We start from the raw sequence: 18,256 nt of genomic DNA on the forward strand, positions 1-18,256 counted from the left end.
CCCCTCCATCCCGGGCGGGCATGGGCGCCGGATCAGGCCCTGGTGGCGCCTCGCGCTTGCGCCAGGGCAAAGGCGAGCGCCGCCTCGACCATGCGGTGCAGGTAAGGCTGGATGCGGCCCGCCACTTCCGGCAGGTACTCGAAAGGCAGGGCTTCCCGCATGTAGCTGCACTGCGTCATCTCGAGCTGGATGGCATGCACGCCCTTCTCCGGGTGGCCGTGCTGCCGCGTGATGTGGCCGCCCGTGAAGCGGCCATTCAACACCGCCGTGTGGCCCGGCACGGTATCGGCGATGGCCATCAATGCGCTGGAGAGCCCCGGATCGCAGCTCGCGCCCCTGGCGCTGCCGAAGTTCAGATCGGTCAGCTTGCCGTCGAAGAAGCGCGGCAGCACCGAGCGGATCGAATGCGCATCCCACAGCACCACGGCGCCGTGCGCCGCCTTCAGGCGGGCGAGTTCGGCTTCGAGCTGGCGGTGGTAGGGGTACCAGATGGCATCGCGCCGCGCGGCGACTTCCGGCTCGCCCGGCAGGTCGGCCGGGTCGCGGTAGACCGGCGTGGAATCGAAGGTGTCGATCGGGCACAGGCCGGTCACGCTCTGGCCGGGGTAGAGGCTCGCGCCATCCGGCGGGCGGTTGAGGTCGATCACGTAGCGCGAATGCGTGGCCGCGAGCACCGATGCGCCCATCGCCTCGGCGAAGCCGTAGAGCCGCTCCAGGTGCCAGTCGGTGTCGGGCACCTGGCGCGCCTCGTCGGTCAGGCGCGCGGCCAGGTCGGGGGGCACGTGCGTGCCGACATGCGGCATCGATATCAACAGCGGCTGCGTGCCCTGGTGAAAGCGGAAAGGAGGCTCGGTGGTCTGGAAGTTCATGGTTTCAACAATTGTGCGCGCGCGGCGACGAAGGCCGCCGCGGCGCTGTCGTGATGCGGGTGGCGGCCGGCCGATACGACAGGGCGTCCGGCCACCCACACCGCGTCGATGGCATTCGTGCGATGGCTCGCGAAGACATGGCCCGAGAGCATGTCGACGGCCGGCAGGCCTTGCAGCGCCGGATGCCGCGCATCGAGCACGACGAAGTCGGCCTGCTGGCCTTCTTGCAGGCCGGCCACCGCGCGGCCCGAAGCCCGTGCGCCGCCGCTCGCCGCCGCGAGCGTCATCGCGGTCGCGACGGAGGGCTGCGCCGCATCGGCGCCGACGTTGCGCTGGCGCGTGGCCAGGCGCTGGCTGTATTCGAGCATCAGCAGTTCCTCCGCCGCGCTGACGCAGGCATGGCTGTCCGAACCGACGCCCCAGTGGCCCGCCGCCGCGCGCCAGGCCCCGAGATCGAAGATGCCGTCGCCCAGGTTGGCCTCGGTGGTCGGGCACAGGCCGGCGACGGCGCCGCTCGCCGCGGCGCAGCGGTATTCGTCCGCGTCCATGTGCGTGGCATGCACCAGGCACCATCGCGCGTCGACCGCCGCATGGTCGAGCAGCCACGCGACGGGCCGCTGGCCGCTCCACGCGAGACAGGCATCGACCTCCGCCGTCTGCTCGGCGATGTGAATGTGGATGGGCGCGGTCGCGTCGATGGCATCCAGCCCCGCGAGCGCCTCGCGCAAGGCCGCGGGCGGCACCGCGCGCAGCGAATGCGGCGCGAGACCGAGCCGGCCGCCCTGCGCCTCGCACAGGGGACGCAGGCGCTCCAGCAGGCGCAGCATCGAATCGGTCGAGCGGATGAAGCGGCGCTGCCCTTCGCCGGGCGGCAAGCCGCCGAAGCCGCTGGCCTGGTAGAGCACGGGCAGCAGCGTGAGGCCGATGCCGCTGCGCCGCGCGGCGCGCAGCAATGCCAGCGCCAGTTCCGCGTCATCGGCGTAAGGCTTGCCGTCGATGTCATGGTGAAGGTAGTGGAACTCGCACACGGCGGTGTAGCCGGCTTCGAGCATCTCGACATAGAGCCAGGTGGCGATCGCCTCCACCTGTTCGGGGGAGAGCCGCGCGGCGAAGCGGTACATCAGGGTGCGCCAGCTCCAGAAGCTATCCTGCGCCGCGCCGCGGAACTCGGTGAGCCCGCCGAAGGCGCGCTGGAAGGCATGGGAGTGGAGGTTCGGCGTGCCGGGAATGACGGGGCCCCCGGCCACCGGCGAGTCGCCCGACGGCCGTGCGTCCGGCCGCACCTGCGTCAGCTCGCCCGCCTCGTTCCAGCCGAGCAGGACATTGGAGGCCCAGCCCGTGGGGAGCAAGGCGCTGGCCGCGAAGAGGGATGCGCTCACGACGCGACCCGCCCCTGCCGGACGATCCGCTTGACGGGCCGCTGCCCGAACCAATAGGCCAGTTCCGCCGCCTCGCGCACATTCCACAACACGAAGTTGGCGGGCAGCCCCACCCGGATGACCCCATGCGAATCCTGCAGTCCCAGGGCCCTGGCCGCATGCACGGTCACCCCCGCCAGCGCCTCCGGCACCGTGAGGCGGAACAGCGTGCAAGCCATGTTCACCATCAGCAGCAGACTCAGCACGGGCGAGGTCCCCGGGTTGTGATCGGTGGAGACGGCCATCGGCACGCCCGCGGCGCGCAGCGCATCGATGGGCGGCAAGTGCGTGTCCCGCAGCGTGTAGTAGGCCCCCGGCAGCAGCACCGCCACCGTCCCCGCTTCGCGCATGGCCGCGATGCCTTGCGCCGACAGGTGCTCGATGTGGTCGCACGACAGCGCCCCATGGCGCGCCGCCAGCGCCGCGCCGCCCATGTCGGAGAGCTGCTCCGCATGCAGCTTGACCGGCAGGCCGAGCGCGCCGGCGGCGAGGAACACGCGCTCGGTCTCCTCCAGCGAGAACGCGATGCGCTCGCAGAACACGTCGACGGCATCGACCAGCCCCTCGGCCACCAGTGCCGGCAGCATGCTCTTGCAGACAAGCTCGATGTAGTCCCCGCTGCGCCCCGCGTATTCGGGCGGCAGGGCATGGGCGCCCAGGAAGGTGGTGCGCACCGTGACGCCGTAGGCCTCGCCCAGCCGCCGCGCGACGCGCAGCTGCTTGCGCTCGTGTTCGAGCGCGAGCCCGTAGCCGGACTTGATCTCGATGGCGCAGACGCCGTCGGCGAGCAGCTGCTCCAGCCTGGGCGCGGCCTGCGCGAACAGCGTGTCCTCGTCGGCTTCACGCGTCGCCCGCACGGACGACACGATGCCGCCGCCGGCCCGCGCCACCTCCTCGTAGCTCGCGCCCGCGAGCCGCATCGCGAATTCGCTGGCGCGCTGGCCGCCGTAGACGAGATGCGTGTGGCAATCGACCAGACCCGGCGTGACGAGCGCGCCGCCGCCTTCGTGACGAGGCCCTCCGGCGAAAGCGGACGGCACGGCGTCGGGTTCGCCGATCCACTGGATCGTCCCCCGCGCCACCACGATCGCCGCCTCCGCGCCGGCGGCAAGCGGGGCATCGGGCGCCGCGCCGGGCGCGAGCTTGAGGCCGGTCCAGAGGCCGTCCGCGGACGGATATTCACTCGCGGGTTTCATGCGTGTCTCGGGTCCTTGAAGAGTTCTTGTGCAGCTAGGCGGGCACGATGCGCACCGCGATCAGCAGCGCGCCGGAACCCGTGGGCATGGCTTGCCAGCTGCGTGGCTCGTCGATCCAGCACACGCCGTCGCCCTGGCGGCATTTCGCTCCGCCCACCTTCACATGCCAGTCGCCGCGCAATGCCATCAGCACGCCGTGCGGCGAGGCCTCGATGGAAGTTGCGCGACGGATCACCTGCACATCGGCGCGCCATGCGCCGCGCCGCGTCATCACGTTGAAATCGGTCGATTCGCCGCCAAACAGCGTGCAATCGATCGCCGCATCGCCGCTGAATGCGAAGGGAAGATTCGGCACGTTGAGCGGGTGATCGATGGCGCCATCCTCGGAACGCAGCCGCACGCCGTCACCGTCGATCAGCATGATCGTGCGGTCCACGCCCTCGAACACCGAGAAGGGGCCGGCCGCCGCGATGGTCGCGATGCTGACGCGCCAGCCGAAGTCGCCCGGCGCCGCGCCCGCGGGCCAGGAGGCGATCTCCCGTGTGGTGCCGCCCCCGTTCTTCCATGGGGTTTCGGGGAGGGTCTTGCGTGAGAAATTCCGTAATGCCATTTCTCCGATTATTCCGGCTTGATGCCCCGCTTCCGGATCACTTCGCCCCAACGAACACTTTCCGCCTCAATCCTGGCGGCGAGCTCCCGCGGCTTGCCGCCGCCGGGCTCCATGCCCAGTGCCGTGAACTTATCCTTCATGGCCGGCTTGGCGAGCATGCGCGCGCTTTCGGCGTTGAGCTTGTCGATGATGGCCGCGGGCGTGCCGGTCGGCGCCATGAGCGCGTACCAGGAAACCGCCTCGAATTTCGGCAGCCCCTGCTCGGCGATGGTCGGCAACTCCGGCAAGGCGGCGGAGCGCCGGAGGCTCGCGACACCGAGCGCGCGCAGCTTGCCGGCCTTGATCTGCGGGAGCACGGCGGACATCGCGCCGAACATCATCGTCACCTGGCCGCCGATCACGTCATTGAGCGCCGGGCCGATGCCCTTGTAGGGGACGTGGATCAGCTGGACGCCGGCGTCGAGCGCCATGAGTTCCCCAGCCAGGTGGGCCTGGCTGCCCGCGCCGGGCGAGGCGAAGCTCAGCGTGCCCGGCTTCTTCTTCGCCAGCGCCAGCAGTTCCTGCAGGTTCTTCGCGGGCACTTCGTTGTTTACGACCAGCACGTTCTCGACCGTGCCGAGCATCGCGATCGGCTGGAGGTCGCCGGCCTTGTATGGCAGCGAAGGAAAGAGGCTCGGATTCACCGCGATGTTGCCGGCCGGCACGATCCCCAGCGTGTAGCCGTCGGGCGCGGCCTTGGCGATCAGGTCGACGCCGATGTTGCCGGCCGCGCCGACCCTGTTGTCGACCACGAAGGGCTGGCCCAGGGTGTCGGAGAGGTCCTGGCCCAGCACGCGGCCCAGCACGTCGGCCGGGCCGCCGGGCGCGAAGGGCACGACCAGATGGACCGGCTTGGCCGGATAGGTCTGCGCGTGGGCCGCGAAGGGTGCGGCGGTCAACAGAACGGTCAACAGGAAGGCAAGACGCTTCATCAAAGTTCCTCGAAGGGTGGAATGGCATGCAGGGCGATCGCGGCGAGCAGGTCGTAATCCGCGACGTCGGGTACGACGAACCCGGCAAGCAACAAGCGTTCCGTGACGGCGCCGAGTTCCGGCGCGCTCGCCACCGCGCGCAGCGCGTCGCGCAGGCGCGCGAGTTCATCGGGCGTCAACGCCGCGGTCGCCACCAGCGGCGGGATCGGCATGGCCTGCGTGCTGGCGATGACGCGCACCTGCGCCGCGAGCGCCGGCTCGTTGCGACGCAGCAGGTCGTGGTAGTAACTGTCGAGCGGACCGACGTCGATGGTCCCCGCGGCCAGCGCCTCGATCACGCCGCGCGCGTGAATGAGATTGCCGACGGCCGCGCGGTAGAGCCGCGAAGAGCGCGTCGCGCGATACGGCGCGAGATGATGGCGCAGCGCCACGCCGCCGGACATCGAGTCGGCGAGCGTGTAGCCGACGACACCGCCGAAGCTGTCTTCCAGGCGCTGACAGGCCGAGTCGGCGCGCACCACGATGTCGGTGAAATAGACCGGCCTGCCGCCATAGCGCGCCGGCGAGGGCAGTGGCGCGGCCACCAGCACGGGCCGCGTCGCGCGCTGGGAGAACGGCAGCCCGCACATCATCGCGAGGCCCAGGTCCTCGCGCGCCCACAGCGCCGACAGCGGCGCCGGCGCGTCGTGGTCGATGACTTCCCAGCCGAGACCCGCGCGCTCGAGCACCCAGGCGAAGAGCCGCTTCCAGTCGGCATGGGCCGACGCGGTGGCGGAGTACATCCGCGCATTGGCAACGAGCGTCAAGGCAGGCTCCCGCGGGTCGCGTTCAGCGGAAGCGCAGCTGCTGCCCGAGGCCCATGCTCTTCGCCTTCGCGAGCATGGCCGCGCCGAGCGCGATGTCCGACAGCGACAGGCCGCGATGCCAGAAGAGATTGGTCTCGTCCTCGCTCTCGCGGCCGGGCTTCAGGCCGGCCACGATCTGTCCGAGCTCGGCGTGGAGCGTCTTCTCCGACAGCCGGCCGCTGTCGACATGCGCGCGCAGCGCGCCGAACGGACCGGCCTTGGCCTGGCCCCAGTCGTCCATCACCATCTTGGACATGATGTCGGTCAGCGACAGTTCGACCGCGCTCATCGTCCCGTAGGGAATGACGCAGGCGCCCTTCTTGATCCACTCGGTCTTGAGCATCGGCTCGGGCTTCTCCAGCCGCGAGGCCTCGACCACGATGTCGGCGCCGCGAACACAGGACTCCCAATCATCCGTCACCGTGATCTTCATGCCCAGGTCACGCTCCAGCCGCTGCGCGAATTCATTGCGGCTCTCGGGGCGCCGCGAGTGCACGCGGATCTCGTCGAACTTGAAGATCGAATGGAGCAGGCGCACGTTCCAGTAGGAGGTGCCGCGCGCGCCGATGTGGCCGAGGATCTTCGAATCCTTGCGCGCCAGGTGCTTCGCGCCGATGGCCGTCACGGCGCCGGTGCGCATATCGGTAATGTCGGAGGCATCGATGATGGCGACCGGCACGCCCGTCTTCGGATCGAACAGGTTCAGGATCGCCAGCTCCGAGGGCAGTCCGACCTGGTAGTTGCGATAGAAGTCGCCCACCACCTTCACGCCGGCCACGCCGAGCGGGCGCACGTAGCCGCGCAGCACGTTGAAGTGGCCGGGGTAGTCCTTCTCCGGCACCAAGTGCATGCGCGGCTCGATGGTGGTCTCGCCGCGGCCTTGTGCCAGCAGCCCGTCCTCGACCGCCGCGATGATCTCGGCATCGGTCATCGCCAGTGCCTGGACGTCGGGGTGGTTCAGATAGTGAAGGTAAATCTCGGACATGTGCGTCAAGCCTTGTTGATCATGGGGAGGTTGAGGGCGTGCTTCTTCGCCGCGGCGATCGCGGCCTCGTAGCCGGCATCCGCATGGCGCATCACGCCGGTGGCCGGGTCGTTCCACAGGACGCGCTCGATGCGCCTGGCCGCCGCGTCGGTGCCGTCGCAGACGATCACCACGCCCGAATGCTGCGAATAGCCCATGCCGACCCCGCCGCCGTGGTGCAGGCTGACCCAGGTCGCGCCGCCCGCGGTGTTGAGCAGCGCGTTGAGCAGCGGCCAGTCGGACACCGCATCGCTGCCGTCCTTCATGGATTCGGTCTCGCGGTTGGGGCTGGCGACCGAGCCGGTGTCCAGGTGGTCGCGGCCGATGACGATCGGGGCCTTCAACTCGCCGGACTTCACCATCTCGTTGAACGCCAGGCCCGCCCGGTGGCGCTCGCCGAGGCCGAGCCAGCAGATGCGCGCCGGCAGACCCTGGAAGGCGATGCGCTCGCGCGCCATGTCCAGCCAGCGGTGCGTATGCGTGTTCTCCGGAAAGAGTTCCTTGATCTTGGCGTCGGTCTTGTAGATGTCCTCGGGATCGCCCGAGAGCGCGACCCAGCGGAACGGCCCCTTGCCCTCGCAGAAGAGCGGCCGGATGTAGGCCGGCACGAAGCCGGGGAAGTCGAAGGCATTCTTCACGCCTTCGTCGAAGGCCACCTGGCGGATGTTGTTGCCGTAGTCCACGGTCGGAATGCCCATCGCCTGGAAGTCGAGCATGGCCTGCACGTGCACGGCGCATGACTTCGCCGCCGCCTGGCGCAGGGTCGGATGCTGCGTGGCGTCGGCCTTGGCGGCTTCCCAGCGCGCGAGCGTCCAGCCCAGCGGCAGGTAGCCGCTGGCGAGGTCGTGCGCGGAGGTCTGGTCGGTCACGAGGTCGGGCTTGATGCCGCCCGCCTTCGCGCGCCTGACCAGTTCCGGCAGCACCTCGGCGGCGTTGCCCAGCAGGCCGATCGACACCGCCTCCTTGCGTTCGGTGTGATGCCGGATGAGCGCCAGCGCCTCGTCGATGTCCTTGGCCTGCTTGTCGAGGTAGCGCGTGCGCAGGCGGAAGTCGATACTGGCCTGCTGGCACTCGATGTTGAGCGAGGCCGCGCCGGCCAGCGTGGCGGCCAGCGGCTGCGCGCCGCCCATGCCGCCGAGGCCGGCGGTGAGGATCCACTTGCCCGAGAGATCGTCGTTGTAGTGCTGGCGGCCGGCCTCGACGAAGGTCTCGAAGGTGCCTTGCACGATGCCCTGGCTGCCGATGTAGATCCAGCTGCCGGCCGTCATCTGGCCGTACATCATGAGGCCCTTGCGGTCGAGCTCGCTGAAGTGCTCCCAGGTCGCCCACTTGGGCACGAGGTTCGAGTTCGCGATCAGCACGCGCGGCGCGTTCTCGTGCGTCCTGAACACGCCCACCGGCTTGCCCGACTGCACCAGCAGCGTCTCGTCGTCCTTCAGTTCCTTCAGGCTCGCCAGGATCTGGTCGAAGCAGGCCCAGTCGCGCGCGGCGCGGCCGATGCCGCCGTAGACCACCAGGTCCTGCGGACGCTCGGCCACCTCGGGATCGAGGTTGTTCTGCAGCATGCGAAACGGCGCTTCGGTGAGCCAGCTCCTGCAGCTCAGCGTGCTGCCGCGCGGAGCGCGGATCACCCGGCTCGGGTCATGGCGGGGGTCGGACTTGGGAGCGAGGAATTTGTCGGGTGCGTTCATGGCGGAGTCCTTTCGACAGTGATTTCAGGAATGGCTCGGCAGGATCGCCTGCACGGGCTCGGGCCAGCGGCCCTGGCGCGCCCACTGGCGCATGGCCTCGATGGAGGGCGCGAGGAAGCGGTCCTGCTCGATGAAGGCGACGCGCTCGCGGATGGCGGCGAATTCGGCTTCGAGCAGCGGGGAGGATTTCGGGCCGCGCTTGAGTTCGATGCCCTGCGCCGCCGCCATGGCCTCGATGCCGACGACCACGGCGGTGTTCTCGACCATGTCGGCCAGCCGGCGTCCGGCGAAGGTGGCCATCGACACATGGTCCTCCTGGTTGGCGGATGTCGGCAGGCTGTCGACGCTCGCCGGATGCGCAAGCGACTTGTTCTCCGATGCCAGCGCCGCGGCCGTGACCTGCGCGATCATGAAGCCGGAGTTGACGCCGCCGTCGCGCACCAGGAAAGGCGCCAGCCCCGAGAGCCCGCTGTCGAGCAGCAGCGCCATGCGGCGTTCCGAGATGGCGCCGATCTCGCTCACCGCCAGCGCGATGATGTCGGCCGCGAAAGCCACCGGCTCGGCGTGGAAGTTGCCGCCCGAGATCACGTCTCCGTTGTCGAATACCAGGGGGTTGTCGGAGGCGGCATTGGCCTCGATGCACAGCACGCGCGCGGCATGCGCGAGGTTGTCGAGGCAGGCGCCCATCACCTGCGGTATGCAACGCACCGAATACGGGTCCTGCACGCGGCCGCAATCGGCGTGCGAAGGGATGATCTCGCTGCCTTCGAGCAGCGCGCGCACGGCGGCGGCCACCGCGATCTGGCCCGGCTGGCCGCGCGCGGCGTGGATGCGCGCATCGAACGGCTTGATCGAGCCCTGGATCGCCTCCAGCGACAGCGCGCCCGCCATCAGCGCCGCGGCGAACACGTCCTCGGCGCCGAACAGGCCGGCCAGCGAGAGCGCGGTCGAGACCTGCGTGCCGTTGAGCAGCGCCAGCCCTTCCTTCGGGCCCAGCACGAAGGGCACGAAGCCGACGCGGCGCAGCGCCTCCGCGCCGCCGATGATCTCGCCCTCCGGCGTCGTGGCCTCGCCCTCGCCGATCAGCACGCAGGCCAGGTGCGCCAGCGGCGCCAGATCGCCCGAGGCGCCGACCGAGCCCTTGGACGGAATGCGCGGCAGCATGCCGGCGTTGCACAGCGCCAGAAGCGCATCGACGATCTCGGGCCGCACGCCGGAGTGCCCGCGCGCCAGGCTCACGGCCTTGGTCGCGAGCACCAGCCGCACCACCCCGGCCGCGAGCGGCTCGCCCGTGCCGGCGCTGTGCGAGAGCACGAGGTTGCGCTGGAGCTCCGCCAGGCGCGCATGGGGAATGATGGTCTGCGCCAGCTTGCCGAAGCCGGTGTTGATGCCGTAGACCACCTCGCCCGCGTCCACGATGCGGCGCACGGTGGCCTGGGCCGCCAGAAGACCGGCGCGCGCCGACGAGTGCAGTGCGATCGGCGCGCCGCCGGCGTGGATCCGGCGCAAGCTGGCCAGATCGACTTCGCCGGGCGTCAGCACGATCGGCGCGGTGGCTGCGAGGGATGTGTTGTCCATGGGTTGATCCTGTCTATACAAGGGGCTGCGTCGCAAAGCTGATCTCGCTCGAATCGGTGGCGCGCGGACTAGCCGAACGAAGGATTGCCGTCGGCGCGGAAGCGGCTGCCCAGCCGGTAGCGCGAGGCGGGGTGCAGGCAGCGCACCATCGTCACGGGCTGCGTGCGCGTCCAGGTCCGGCGCGTCAACAGCAGGCACGGGTCAGTGACCGGCATGGCCAGGCGCTCGGCCTGCTCGGCGGTCGGCAGCACGGCATCGACCACATGCTCGATCTGGTCGAAGGGCACGTTGCGCACCAGGTACTCGCTGGGCGAGATGGTGGAGAAGTCCTGGTCCAGGAAGGCCGGTACTACGCGCGGATTGACGTAGCGGTCTTCGAGCTGCACCGGGATCTCGTTCTCCAGATGCAGGCACACCGTGTGGAAGACCGATTCGCCGGGCCGCAGGTCCAGCCACACCGCCACGTCGGGCGAGGCCGCGATGCGCTCGGCCACCAGGAACTCGCAGCGGTAGTCGTGCCCGCGCACGCGGATCTCGCTGGCGATGTTGGCGATCTGAAGCAGGGTCGATTGCGGCTTGTTCTCGGCCACGAAGCTGCCCACGCCGGCCACGCGCACGATGCGGCCCTGCTCCACCAGCTCGCGCAGCGCGCGGTTGACCGTCATGCGCGCGATGCCGAACTGCGCGACGAGTTCGCTCTCCGACGGCAGGCGGTGGCCCGCCGGCCAGGAGCCGTCCTGGATCTTGTGCGTGATGAAGGCCTTGACCTGCTCGTACAGGGCCATCGCGGGCTGGGCCGGGCTCGCGGCCTTGCGCGCGTCGCCGGCTTTGCGAAGGGGGACGGCACTCATGTCAGTGGTCCGCCGATGCCATGGACTCGGCGCGGATTTCCTCCGTCAGCCGGGCCTTGATTTCCATGAACTGCGGCGAGGTCTTGATCGTGTAGTGGCGCGGATGCGGGAAGTCGACCGCGATCTCGGTCTTGATGCGGCCCGGCCTCGCGCTGAACACCGCCACGCGATTGGCCATGAAGATGGCTTCGTCGATGTCGTGCGTGACGAACAGCACCGTCTTGCGGGCCGACTCCCAGATGCCCAGCAGCAGCTCCTGCATCAGCACGCGCGTCTGGTTGTCGAGCGCGCCGAAGGGCTCGTCGAGCAGCAGCATCTTCGGGTCGTTGGCGAGCGCGCGCGCGATGGCGGTGCGCTGCTGCATGCCGCCCGACAGCTGCTTGGGGTAGTGGTTCTCGAAGCCGCGCAGGCCGACCTTGGCGATGAAGTAGTCGCTGCGCTCCTTCTGGTCGGCCTCGCTCATGCCGCGCTCGCGCAGGCCGAAGCGGATGTTCTGCGCGATGGTGAGCCAGGGGAAGAGCGTGTAGCTCTGGAACACTACGCCCCGGTCGGCGCCCGGGCCCTCGATGGTCTGGCCGTCGAGCAGCACGCGGCCTTCGCTCGGATAGTCGAGCCCCGCCACGATGCGCAGCAGCGTCGACTTGCCGCAGCCCGAGGGGCCGAGGATGGTCACGAAATCGTTCTCCCGCACCTCGAAGTCGATGGGCAGCAGCGCCTGCGTGCGCTGGCCCTTGGTGCCGGTGAAGGTGCGGGACACGCCGCGGATGGACAGTTGGCTGTTCACAGCGTGCTCCACGCGAAGAGGCGGCGGTTGAGTGCCTTGAATGCGAAGTCCGAGATGAGCCCGATGATCCCGATCACGATGATCCCGAAGATGATCTGCCCGGTGTTGAGCAGCGCCTGGCTGTCGGTGATCATGTGGCCGATGCCCGAGGACGAGCCGATGAGCTCCGCCACGATCACGTAGGTCCAGGCCCAGCCCAGCACCAGCCGCAGCGTTTCGGCGATGCCCGGCGCCGCGCCGGGGATCAGCACGCGCGCGACGATGCCGCGGCTGCTCGCGCCCAGCGTGTAGGCCGCCTCGACCAGGTCGCGCCGGGCGCCGCCGACGGTGACGGCCACCATCAGCGTGACCTGGAACACCGAGCCGATGAAGATCACCAGCAGCTTCTGCGCCTCGCCGATGCCGGCCCACAGGATCAGAAGCGGAATGAAGGCCGAGGCCGGCAGATAGCGGCAGAAGGAGACGAAGGGCTCGAAGAAGGCCTCGACACTCTTCCACGTGCCCATTGCGATGCCCAGCGGCACCGCGACGATGGCGGCCAGCACGAAGCCGCCGAACACCCGCCACACGGTCATGCCGATGTCGTGGAGGAAGTTGTATTCGGTGAAGAGCAGCACGCCTTCCTTCACCATCGTGGCGGGGCTCGCCAGGAAGGTCGGCGACACGAAGCCGCCGAGCGTGAAGAAGGCCCAGACGGCGACGAACAGCACGAAGAAGCCAAGGCCCAGCAGCCAGCGCGCGCGGGCGCCGACGGGTTCGAGCGGCGCCAGCGCGCGGCGCTGCCGCGGCGGCGCCACGGACGCGAGCGGCCCGGCAAGACTCGCTGGCTCTTTCACCGGCTTGGATGAATTCATGACGGGCGTCGCGTCCATGGCGGGCTCTTACTTGATGTAGCGCGTGTCGAAGGTCGCGGCCAGGTCGTCCGGCACCTTGCGGATGACGCCGGCCTCCAGCAGGATCGCCTGCGCATCCTTCATGAAGGGCAGGATGTCCTCGGCGAAGAACTTCTGATTGCCCGCCTTGTCCGACCAGCGCAGGTAGGCCGAGGACTTGGCGAACTGCTCGCCAGTCTGCTTGACCGCGGCGCCCATGATCTCGTTGGACTTGGCCGGATCGGCCTTGATCATGTCGAGCGCCTCGAAGTACGAATTGGCCAGCGCCTGCGCCGCCTTGGCATTGGTCTTGAGCCAGGTGGGGGCGCAGCCGACGGTGTCCATCACCATCGGGTAGTCGAGCGTGGTGGCGAGGATCTTTCCGGCGCTCGGGTTGGCGCGCACGGTCGAGAGGTAGGGCTCGTAGGTCATCGCGGCGTCGTTCTGGCCGGCGACGAAAGCCTGGGCGGCGGGCTGGGGCTCGAGCGAGACCAGCTTCACGTCCTTCATCGTCATGCCGTTCTTGTTGAGCATCCAGGCCAGACCGAAGTAGGGCGAGGTGCCGGGCGCGCTGACGCCGATGGCCTTGCCCTTCAGGTCCGCGAAGCCCTTGATGTCGTTGCGCACGGCCAGGCCGTCGGCGCCGTAGGACTTGTCCATCTGGAAAATCTGCACGATGGGCACGCCGTTGGCGTTCCATGCCACGTGCGTCTCGACCGTGGTGGCCGCGCACTGGATCGAGCCGGAGGCCAGCGCCAGGTGGCGGTCCTTCTGCGGGATCATCTTGAGTTCGACGTCCAGGCCGTTCTTCTTGAAGATGCCGGCCTTGTCGGCCAGCGTGAGCGGCGCGAAGCCGGTCCAGCCGGACATGCCGAGCACGATCTTGGTTTCCTGGGCGCCGGCGCTTGCCGCCATGCCCGCGAAGCACACACCCGCCGCGACCAGCGAGGCGATTTTTCCGACCGTCTTGACCATCAAGGTTCTCCTGTTGTGTTTCAAAAATGTCCGGCTCGCCGCGCTGCCCACCGTCAGCCCTCAGCGGCGCCGAGTTTCTTCCTCCGCGCCGACCCTGTATATACAGGTTAACCCCAGACAGTCGCCTCAATGAGGAGGCGGTGATGCACGCCCCTGGTGCGCGGTCGGCAGACCGTGCACCAGAAGCTGTCTAGACAGGATAGGCGAAGCAGGAAAGCGGCGGAGTATGAGCAAGGGCCATGCCAATCTTGCGCCACCGGATCACGGCTTGCTGATGGCCACCAAGCGGCGGGCTGAGATCGTCCGACACCTAGGGGTAGATCCGGGGGTGCGCCAGGGTCGAGGCTATCAACTCGCGGAGAGAGGCTTCGACAGGCGCGAGATTCCCCTGCGGCGGCCGACCTCGGTGGCCGAGACCGCTCGGCCCGTATCGTCGAGCATGTCCAGGCGGCCCCGCGCCAGCCGGGCACCATGCCTGAGTTCCGACGGCGTCCTGCCCAGGTAGGCCTTGAAGGCGGACTGCAGGGCGCGTTCGGTCACGCCCGCGCGCGCGGCCAGGGCACACACCGTCAGCGTCGGATCGGCCAGGTTCGCCACCATGTAGCTGTAGAGCGAGCGGTACTAGGCGGGCGGCCGAAGCTCGTACGCCACCAGCACGGCGATGACGCTGGTCCGCAGCTGCAGCCCCTCCAGCAGCGACTTCCAGGCCCCCCCCTTCTTGATGCCGTTGGCCGGGTTGAGCGAGTTGAACGTCGGCGTGAGCGCCTTGAAGCTGATGCGCAGGCCGACCTGCATCCCCATGCCCACGATGCCGCCGAGCACCGACACTGCCGTCAGCGGCAGGACCAGGCAGAGCGCCAGGAGAAAGAACTGCATCGCCAGGCCCGTCATCCACTGTTGCGGCTGGGCCGAAGGCACGGACGACAGCGCGATGCTCAGCATGCCCTTGAGCCGATCGGCCATCCAGCCCGAGGCGAACGCGAGTGCCGGCAGCACGCTGGCGAAGGCCGTCAGGGCGGCGACTGTCTGGCCGTTCTTGCGCGCCCTCTCGAGCTTCTGCGGCGTCGGCTTTCGGTCTTCTCGGACACGTCGGGGCGCGCTCGGGTGAATGGCGGCGCACGAGGGGGTGGAGACCGAAGGCTACGGCCACGGCGCGGCCATGCCGGTCCGCGTTCGCGAAGCCCCGCGCGCCCGGGCGAAGTCGGCTTCGGAGACAATGGCTGCGACGCGCACGGGAGGTGCGCGCGACGCCCCCACCTCATCAGAAATCGTGTTCCAGCACGCGCATCCCTTGTCCACCCAGGCTTCCGAATCCCTTGCTACCGCGCCCGAGCTGATCCTCAACGAGGTCTTCGGCTACCCACGCTTCCGAGGGCCCCAGCAGGCGATCGTCGACCACGTCGTAGCCGGCGGCGATGCGCTAGTACTGATGCCCACGGGCGGCGGCAAATCCCTCTGCTATCAGATCCCGGCCATCGCACGCCAGCGGGCGGGCCATGGCGTGACGGTGGTGGTGTCGCCCCTGATCGCGCTGATGCACGACCAGGTCGGCGCGCTGCACGAGGCCGGTGTCGATGCCGCCTTCCTCAATTCCACGCTCGACTGGGAGCAGACCCAAGACGTGGAGCGCCGCATGCTGCGCGGCGAGATCACCCTGCTCTATGCCGCGCCCGAGCGCGTGACGACGCCGCGCTTCCTTTCGCAGCTCGACTCGCTCAGGGAGCGCGGTAAGCTCGCGCTCTTCGCGATCGACGAGGCGCATTGCGTGAGCCAGTGGGGCCACGACTTCCGGCCCGAGTACCGGGCGCTGACGGTGTTGCACGAGCGCTATGCCGGCGTGCCGCGCATCGCCCTCACCGCCACGGCCGATGCGCTGACGCGCGCCGACATCGTCGAGCGGCTGCAGCTGGAGGAGGCCCGGCAATTCGTCTCCAGCTTCGACCGGCCCAACATCCGCTATACCATCGTCGAGAAGAAGGAGGCGGTGACGCAGCTGCTGCGCTTCATCGAGCGCGAGCACGAGGGGGATGCGGGCGTGGTCTATTGCCAGTCGCGGAAGCGCGTGGAGGAGGTGGCGGTCACGCTGTGCGACGCCGGCGTCAACGCCCTGCCCTATCACGCGGGCCTGGATGCTTCGGTGCGGCAGAGGAACCAGGACCGTTTTCTGCGCGACGAGGGCATCGTGGTGGTCGCGACCATCGCCTTCGGCATGGGCATCGACAAGCCGGACGTGCGCTTTGTCGCGCACCTGGACATGCCGAAGAACATCGAGGGCTACTACCAGGAGACCGGTCGCGGCGGCCGCGACGGCGCGCCCGCCCACGCCTGGATGGCCTATGGCCTGCAGGACGTGGTCAACCAGCGCCGGATGATCGACGAGAGCCCGGCCGGCGAGGACTTCAAGCAGGTGATGCGCGGCAAGCTCGATGCGCTGCTGTCGCTGGCCGAGGCGAGCGACTGCCGGCGCGTGCGGCTGCTGGGATATTTCGGCGAGCACAGCACGCCTTGCGGCAATTGCGACAACTGCCTCACACCGCCCCAGGTGTGGGACGGGACGGATGCGGCGCGCAAGCTGCTCTCGACCATCTACCGGGTGCAGCAGCAGAGCGGGATCAGCTTCGGCGCGGGCCACATCATGGACATCCTGCGCGGCAGGACGACCGAGAAGATTACGCAGTTCGGGCATGCCTCGCTCAGCACCTTCGGCATCGGCAGCGAGTTCAGCGAGGTGCAGCTGCGCGGCGTGCTGCGCCAGCTGATCGCGACCGGCGCGCTCGCGGTCGACGCGCAGGCCTACAACACGCTGCAGCTCACCGACGGCTCGCGCGCGGTGCTCAAGGGCGAGACGAAGGTGATGCTGCGCGAATCGGTGTCGTCGCCGGCCGATCGCAAGCCCCGGCGCGAGAAGGCCTCGCGCGGCGCGCCCTCGCCCGCGGCCGCCACGCTCGACACGCGCGGCCAGGCGCGCTTCGCCGCGCTCAAGGGCTGGCGCGCCGAGGTCGCGCGCGAGCACAACCTGCCGGCCTACGTGATCTTCCATGACGCGACACTGGCCGCCATCGCCGAGCGCGCGCCGGCCACGCTGGAAGACCTGCAAGGCATCAGCGGCATCGGGAGCAAGAAGCTGGAAGCGTATGGCGAGGATGTGCTGAGGTTTTGCGCGGCGTTTTGAGGAGCCCGGCGAGTCTCCTTCCGGAACCATGAAGAGCTGCATATTCACGCGAGTGTGGCGGGATGCTTCAATCCTCCGATGGAGGAACGCACCGCGTTGGCCGCGTTCCTGGACGCCAACGTCCTACGAAATCTGACAGGGTACCGCTGCATTCGGCAGACGATCCGACTTCTGGAGCGTCGGAGGCTCAGCGGAAGTACTGTCCACCCCTCGTCTCATCACCGACGGAACTTGATGACCACAGCTGACGACGTCACACCCTTCAGCCGACAACATCATTTCATTATCAGTCAGGATCAAATCGCCCGAACTGCCGAACTTACGGCGAATCAGCCGAAGTTCAAGCGGCAGATCAAGAACGTGACAGCGGGGGCATCGGCGATATGCAAAGCGCCAGTTCTTGGCCATCCAGGTGACCTCCGCCACCGTGACGCCCATGGTCTACCTCGGCGCCCATAGCGAACGCCTCATTTCCCCCGAGGCGCTTAACTGATGGCCTCAGTTTCGTTTGTTGCGATGATCTCCACTATCGTTGTGCCGTCGTGGGGCGCCACTGACCATCGACGGCAGAGGCCCGGGCGGAGAAGCGTGCCGGAGCCGTAGGCGCAGTAATTCGAATCGCCAAGATGTTGACCGCACGAGCAATAGGCCGTCTGCATCACGCGGCGCAGTGGCGTCGCTAGCTTCGCGCCGAGCAGACGATACAGGCCTGTCCGCGACCGAAAGTAGATAGCCCGCAGTCGATGCTTCATGACAGAGAGCACTCTCACCTCAGGCTTGGTGGAGGACGAAAGAGGGAGCCAAATTCGAAATGCGGACCCGTGCGGGGGCCAGCTCTTGACCTGGACGCGGCAATTCAGGGCATCTGCGAAGCGGTGCACGACAGCGAGCCATACGCGCTTCTCCATACTCCCGCTCTCCACAGTAATCCGTGCGAGATGAACTCTCAGACTGGCTCTGGAGGCAGAAGGCCAGCGTGATCACCGCCGAGAGGATCTGGCCGTAGACCGGAATGAAGTTGGCCGCCGCGGCTAGCATGGCCACCGTGTCGCGTTGTGCTGCAGCTCGCTCCAGTTGGACAAGCCGATGATGCTCTTCATCAGGGCCACGGCGTCGGCGGCGGGTTGAGTTCGGGCCCGAGCCAGTGCTTGTTCGTACTGCTCGTGGGTGAAGACCTCCCCTCCAGCGACGCCTGTCGGCGCGGCGACAAGCGCCTGCCTGCCCTTCATTGCCGCCGCATAGACTGTTAAGCTCTCAAGAAACAAAACTGAAGACGCGGGCATTCATGCGACAACCGGCGTCTGAGTGATCTGGAAGCCAAGCGCGGCGGCGCGGCGCTTGAGTGCGGCGATAGATCGCTCGCGCTGCTGCTCTTCATAGCGTTGCTGGCCTTGATCGAC

General features: G+C 68.5%; 17 protein-coding genes. 1 reads left to right on the forward strand and 16 read right to left on the reverse strand.

Annotated features, from left to right (window positions below; genetic code table 11):
• Positions 1 to 32 precede the first annotated feature (32 nt).
• The 15 genes from hutG to AC1DNF_RS24045 all read right to left on the reverse strand — a co-directional run bounded on the left by hutG (position 33) and on the right by AC1DNF_RS24045 (position 14,794).
• Complete coding sequence (hutG, locus tag AC1DNF_RS23975; RefSeq protein ID WP_478151141.1) at positions 33 to 869, reverse strand: N-formylglutamate deformylase; 837 nt, start codon at positions 867 to 869, stop codon at positions 33 to 35.
• The gene (locus AC1DNF_RS23980; protein WP_478151142.1) at positions 866 to 2,248 is read right to left on the reverse strand and encodes a formimidoylglutamate deiminase; all 1,383 of its coding nucleotides are present in this window, start codon (positions 2,246 to 2,248) and stop codon (positions 866 to 868) included. The genes hutG and AC1DNF_RS23980 overlap by 4 nt, the downstream gene beginning before the upstream one ends.
• On the reverse strand, positions 2,245 to 3,483 hold the full coding sequence (gene hutI / locus AC1DNF_RS23985; RefSeq protein WP_478151143.1) for an imidazolonepropionase: 1,239 nt from the start codon (positions 3,481 to 3,483) through the stop codon (positions 2,245 to 2,247). The genes AC1DNF_RS23980 and hutI overlap by 4 nt, the downstream gene beginning before the upstream one ends.
• Before the next feature lie 34 nt (positions 3,484 to 3,517).
• Positions 3,518 to 4,093 carry a HutD/Ves family protein gene (locus AC1DNF_RS23990; protein WP_478151144.1) on the reverse strand — a complete coding sequence of 192 codons (576 nt, stop codon included), beginning with the start codon at positions 4,091 to 4,093 and terminating at the stop codon, positions 3,518 to 3,520.
• 8 nt (positions 4,094 to 4,101) lie between these two features.
• On the reverse strand, positions 4,102 to 5,064 hold the full coding sequence (locus AC1DNF_RS23995; protein ID WP_478151145.1) for a Bug family tripartite tricarboxylate transporter substrate binding protein: 963 nt from the start codon (positions 5,062 to 5,064) through the stop codon (positions 4,102 to 4,104).
• Positions 5,064 to 5,870 (reverse strand): phosphate/phosphite/phosphonate ABC transporter substrate-binding protein, encoded by an 807-nt coding sequence (locus tag AC1DNF_RS24000; RefSeq protein WP_478151146.1) that lies wholly within the window; start codon positions 5,868 to 5,870, stop codon positions 5,064 to 5,066. Before AC1DNF_RS24000 ends, AC1DNF_RS23995 begins: the two co-directional genes overlap by 1 nt.
• A 22-nt stretch (positions 5,871 to 5,892) precedes the next feature.
• Positions 5,893 to 6,894: an ornithine cyclodeaminase family protein gene (locus AC1DNF_RS24005; RefSeq protein ID WP_478151147.1), complete on the reverse strand. Its 1,002-nt coding sequence runs from the start codon at positions 6,892 to 6,894 to the stop codon at positions 5,893 to 5,895.
• Between the two features lie 5 nt (positions 6,895 to 6,899).
• A complete protein-coding gene (gene hutU / locus AC1DNF_RS24010; RefSeq protein WP_478151148.1) occupies positions 6,900 to 8,624 on the reverse strand; it encodes a urocanate hydratase in 1,725 nt (574 codons plus the stop codon).
• Between the two features lie 24 nt (positions 8,625 to 8,648).
• Positions 8,649 to 10,202 (reverse strand): histidine ammonia-lyase, encoded by a 1,554-nt coding sequence (gene hutH, locus AC1DNF_RS24015; protein WP_478151149.1) that lies wholly within the window; start codon positions 10,200 to 10,202, stop codon positions 8,649 to 8,651.
• A 68-nt stretch (positions 10,203 to 10,270) separates the two neighbouring features.
• Positions 10,271 to 11,053 carry a histidine utilization repressor gene (gene hutC, locus AC1DNF_RS24020; protein WP_478151150.1) on the reverse strand — a complete coding sequence of 261 codons (783 nt, stop codon included), beginning with the start codon at positions 11,051 to 11,053 and terminating at the stop codon, positions 10,271 to 10,273.
• Position 11,054: 1 nt separating this feature from the next.
• Complete coding sequence (locus AC1DNF_RS24025; RefSeq protein ID WP_478151151.1) at positions 11,055 to 11,837, reverse strand: ABC transporter ATP-binding protein; 783 nt, start codon at positions 11,835 to 11,837, stop codon at positions 11,055 to 11,057.
• On the reverse strand, positions 11,834 to 12,709 hold the full coding sequence (locus tag AC1DNF_RS24030) for an ABC transporter permease (protein WP_478151152.1): 876 nt from the start codon (positions 12,707 to 12,709) through the stop codon (positions 11,834 to 11,836). Before AC1DNF_RS24030 ends, AC1DNF_RS24025 begins: the two co-directional genes overlap by 4 nt.
• Before the next feature lie 9 nt (positions 12,710 to 12,718).
• Positions 12,719 to 13,684 (reverse strand): ABC transporter substrate-binding protein, encoded by a 966-nt coding sequence (locus AC1DNF_RS24035; RefSeq protein WP_478151153.1) that lies wholly within the window; start codon positions 13,682 to 13,684, stop codon positions 12,719 to 12,721.
• A 348-nt stretch (positions 13,685 to 14,032) separates the two neighbouring features.
• Positions 14,033 to 14,284 carry a hypothetical protein gene (locus AC1DNF_RS24040; RefSeq protein ID WP_478151154.1) on the reverse strand — a complete coding sequence of 84 codons (252 nt, stop codon included), beginning with the start codon at positions 14,282 to 14,284 and terminating at the stop codon, positions 14,033 to 14,035.
• 21 nt (positions 14,285 to 14,305) lie between these two features.
• A complete protein-coding gene (locus AC1DNF_RS24045; RefSeq protein ID WP_478151158.1) occupies positions 14,306 to 14,794 on the reverse strand; it encodes an EscU/YscU/HrcU family type III secretion system export apparatus switch protein in 489 nt (162 codons plus the stop codon).
• On the opposite strand from AC1DNF_RS24045, the gene recQ reads away from it, so the two are divergent.
• A complete protein-coding gene (recQ, locus tag AC1DNF_RS24050; protein WP_478151155.1) occupies positions 14,793 to 16,856 on the forward strand; it encodes a DNA helicase RecQ in 2,064 nt (687 codons plus the stop codon). The two genes, AC1DNF_RS24045 and recQ, sit on opposite strands and share 2 nt — an antisense overlap.
• A gap of 1,031 nt (positions 16,857 to 17,887) precedes the next feature.
• On the opposite strand, the gene AC1DNF_RS24055 is transcribed toward recQ, so the two are convergent.
• Complete coding sequence (locus tag AC1DNF_RS24055) at positions 17,888 to 18,085, reverse strand: hypothetical protein (protein WP_478151156.1); 198 nt, start codon at positions 18,083 to 18,085, stop codon at positions 17,888 to 17,890.
• Positions 18,086 to 18,256: the final 171 nt, after the last annotated feature.

The organism is Variovorax sp. 01T432 (genome assembly GCF_056398605.1).

Bases quoted from the DNA above. Each gene is read 5' to 3' on its own strand.
- AC1DNF_RS24040 (WP_478151154.1), bottom strand. From the start codon at position 14,284: ATGGTGGCGAACCTGGCCGATCCGACGCTGACGGTGTGTGCCCTGGCC.
- AC1DNF_RS24005 (WP_478151147.1), bottom strand. From the start codon at position 6,894: ATGTCCGAGATTTACCTTCACTATCTGAACCACCCCGACGTCCAGGCA.
- AC1DNF_RS23990 (WP_478151144.1), bottom strand. From the start codon at position 4,093: ATGGCATTACGGAATTTCTCACGCAAGACCCTCCCCGAAACCCCATGG.
- AC1DNF_RS24035 (WP_478151153.1), bottom strand. From the start codon at position 13,684: ATGGTCAAGACGGTCGGAAAAATCGCCTCGCTGGTCGCGGCGGGTGTG.
- hutG (WP_478151141.1), bottom strand. From the start codon at position 869: ATGAACTTCCAGACCACCGAGCCTCCTTTCCGCTTTCACCAGGGCACG.
- hutH (WP_478151149.1), bottom strand. From the start codon at position 10,202: ATGGACAACACATCCCTCGCAGCCACCGCGCCGATCGTGCTGACGCCC.
- AC1DNF_RS23995 (WP_478151145.1), bottom strand. From the start codon at position 5,064: ATGAAGCGTCTTGCCTTCCTGTTGACCGTTCTGTTGACCGCCGCACCC.
- hutU (WP_478151148.1), bottom strand. From the start codon at position 8,624: ATGAACGCACCCGACAAATTCCTCGCTCCCAAGTCCGACCCCCGCCAT.
- hutC (WP_478151150.1), bottom strand. From the start codon at position 11,053: ATGAGTGCCGTCCCCCTTCGCAAAGCCGGCGACGCGCGCAAGGCCGCG.
- AC1DNF_RS24055 (WP_478151156.1), bottom strand. From the start codon at position 18,085: ATGAAGGGCAGGCAGGCGCTTGTCGCCGCGCCGACAGGCGTCGCTGGA.
- recQ (WP_478151155.1), top strand. From the start codon at position 14,793: ATGGCGGCGCACGAGGGGGTGGAGACCGAAGGCTACGGCCACGGCGCG.
- AC1DNF_RS24030 (WP_478151152.1), bottom strand. From the start codon at position 12,709: ATGGACGCGACGCCCGTCATGAATTCATCCAAGCCGGTGAAAGAGCCA.
- hutI (WP_478151143.1), bottom strand. From the start codon at position 3,483: ATGAAACCCGCGAGTGAATATCCGTCCGCGGACGGCCTCTGGACCGGC.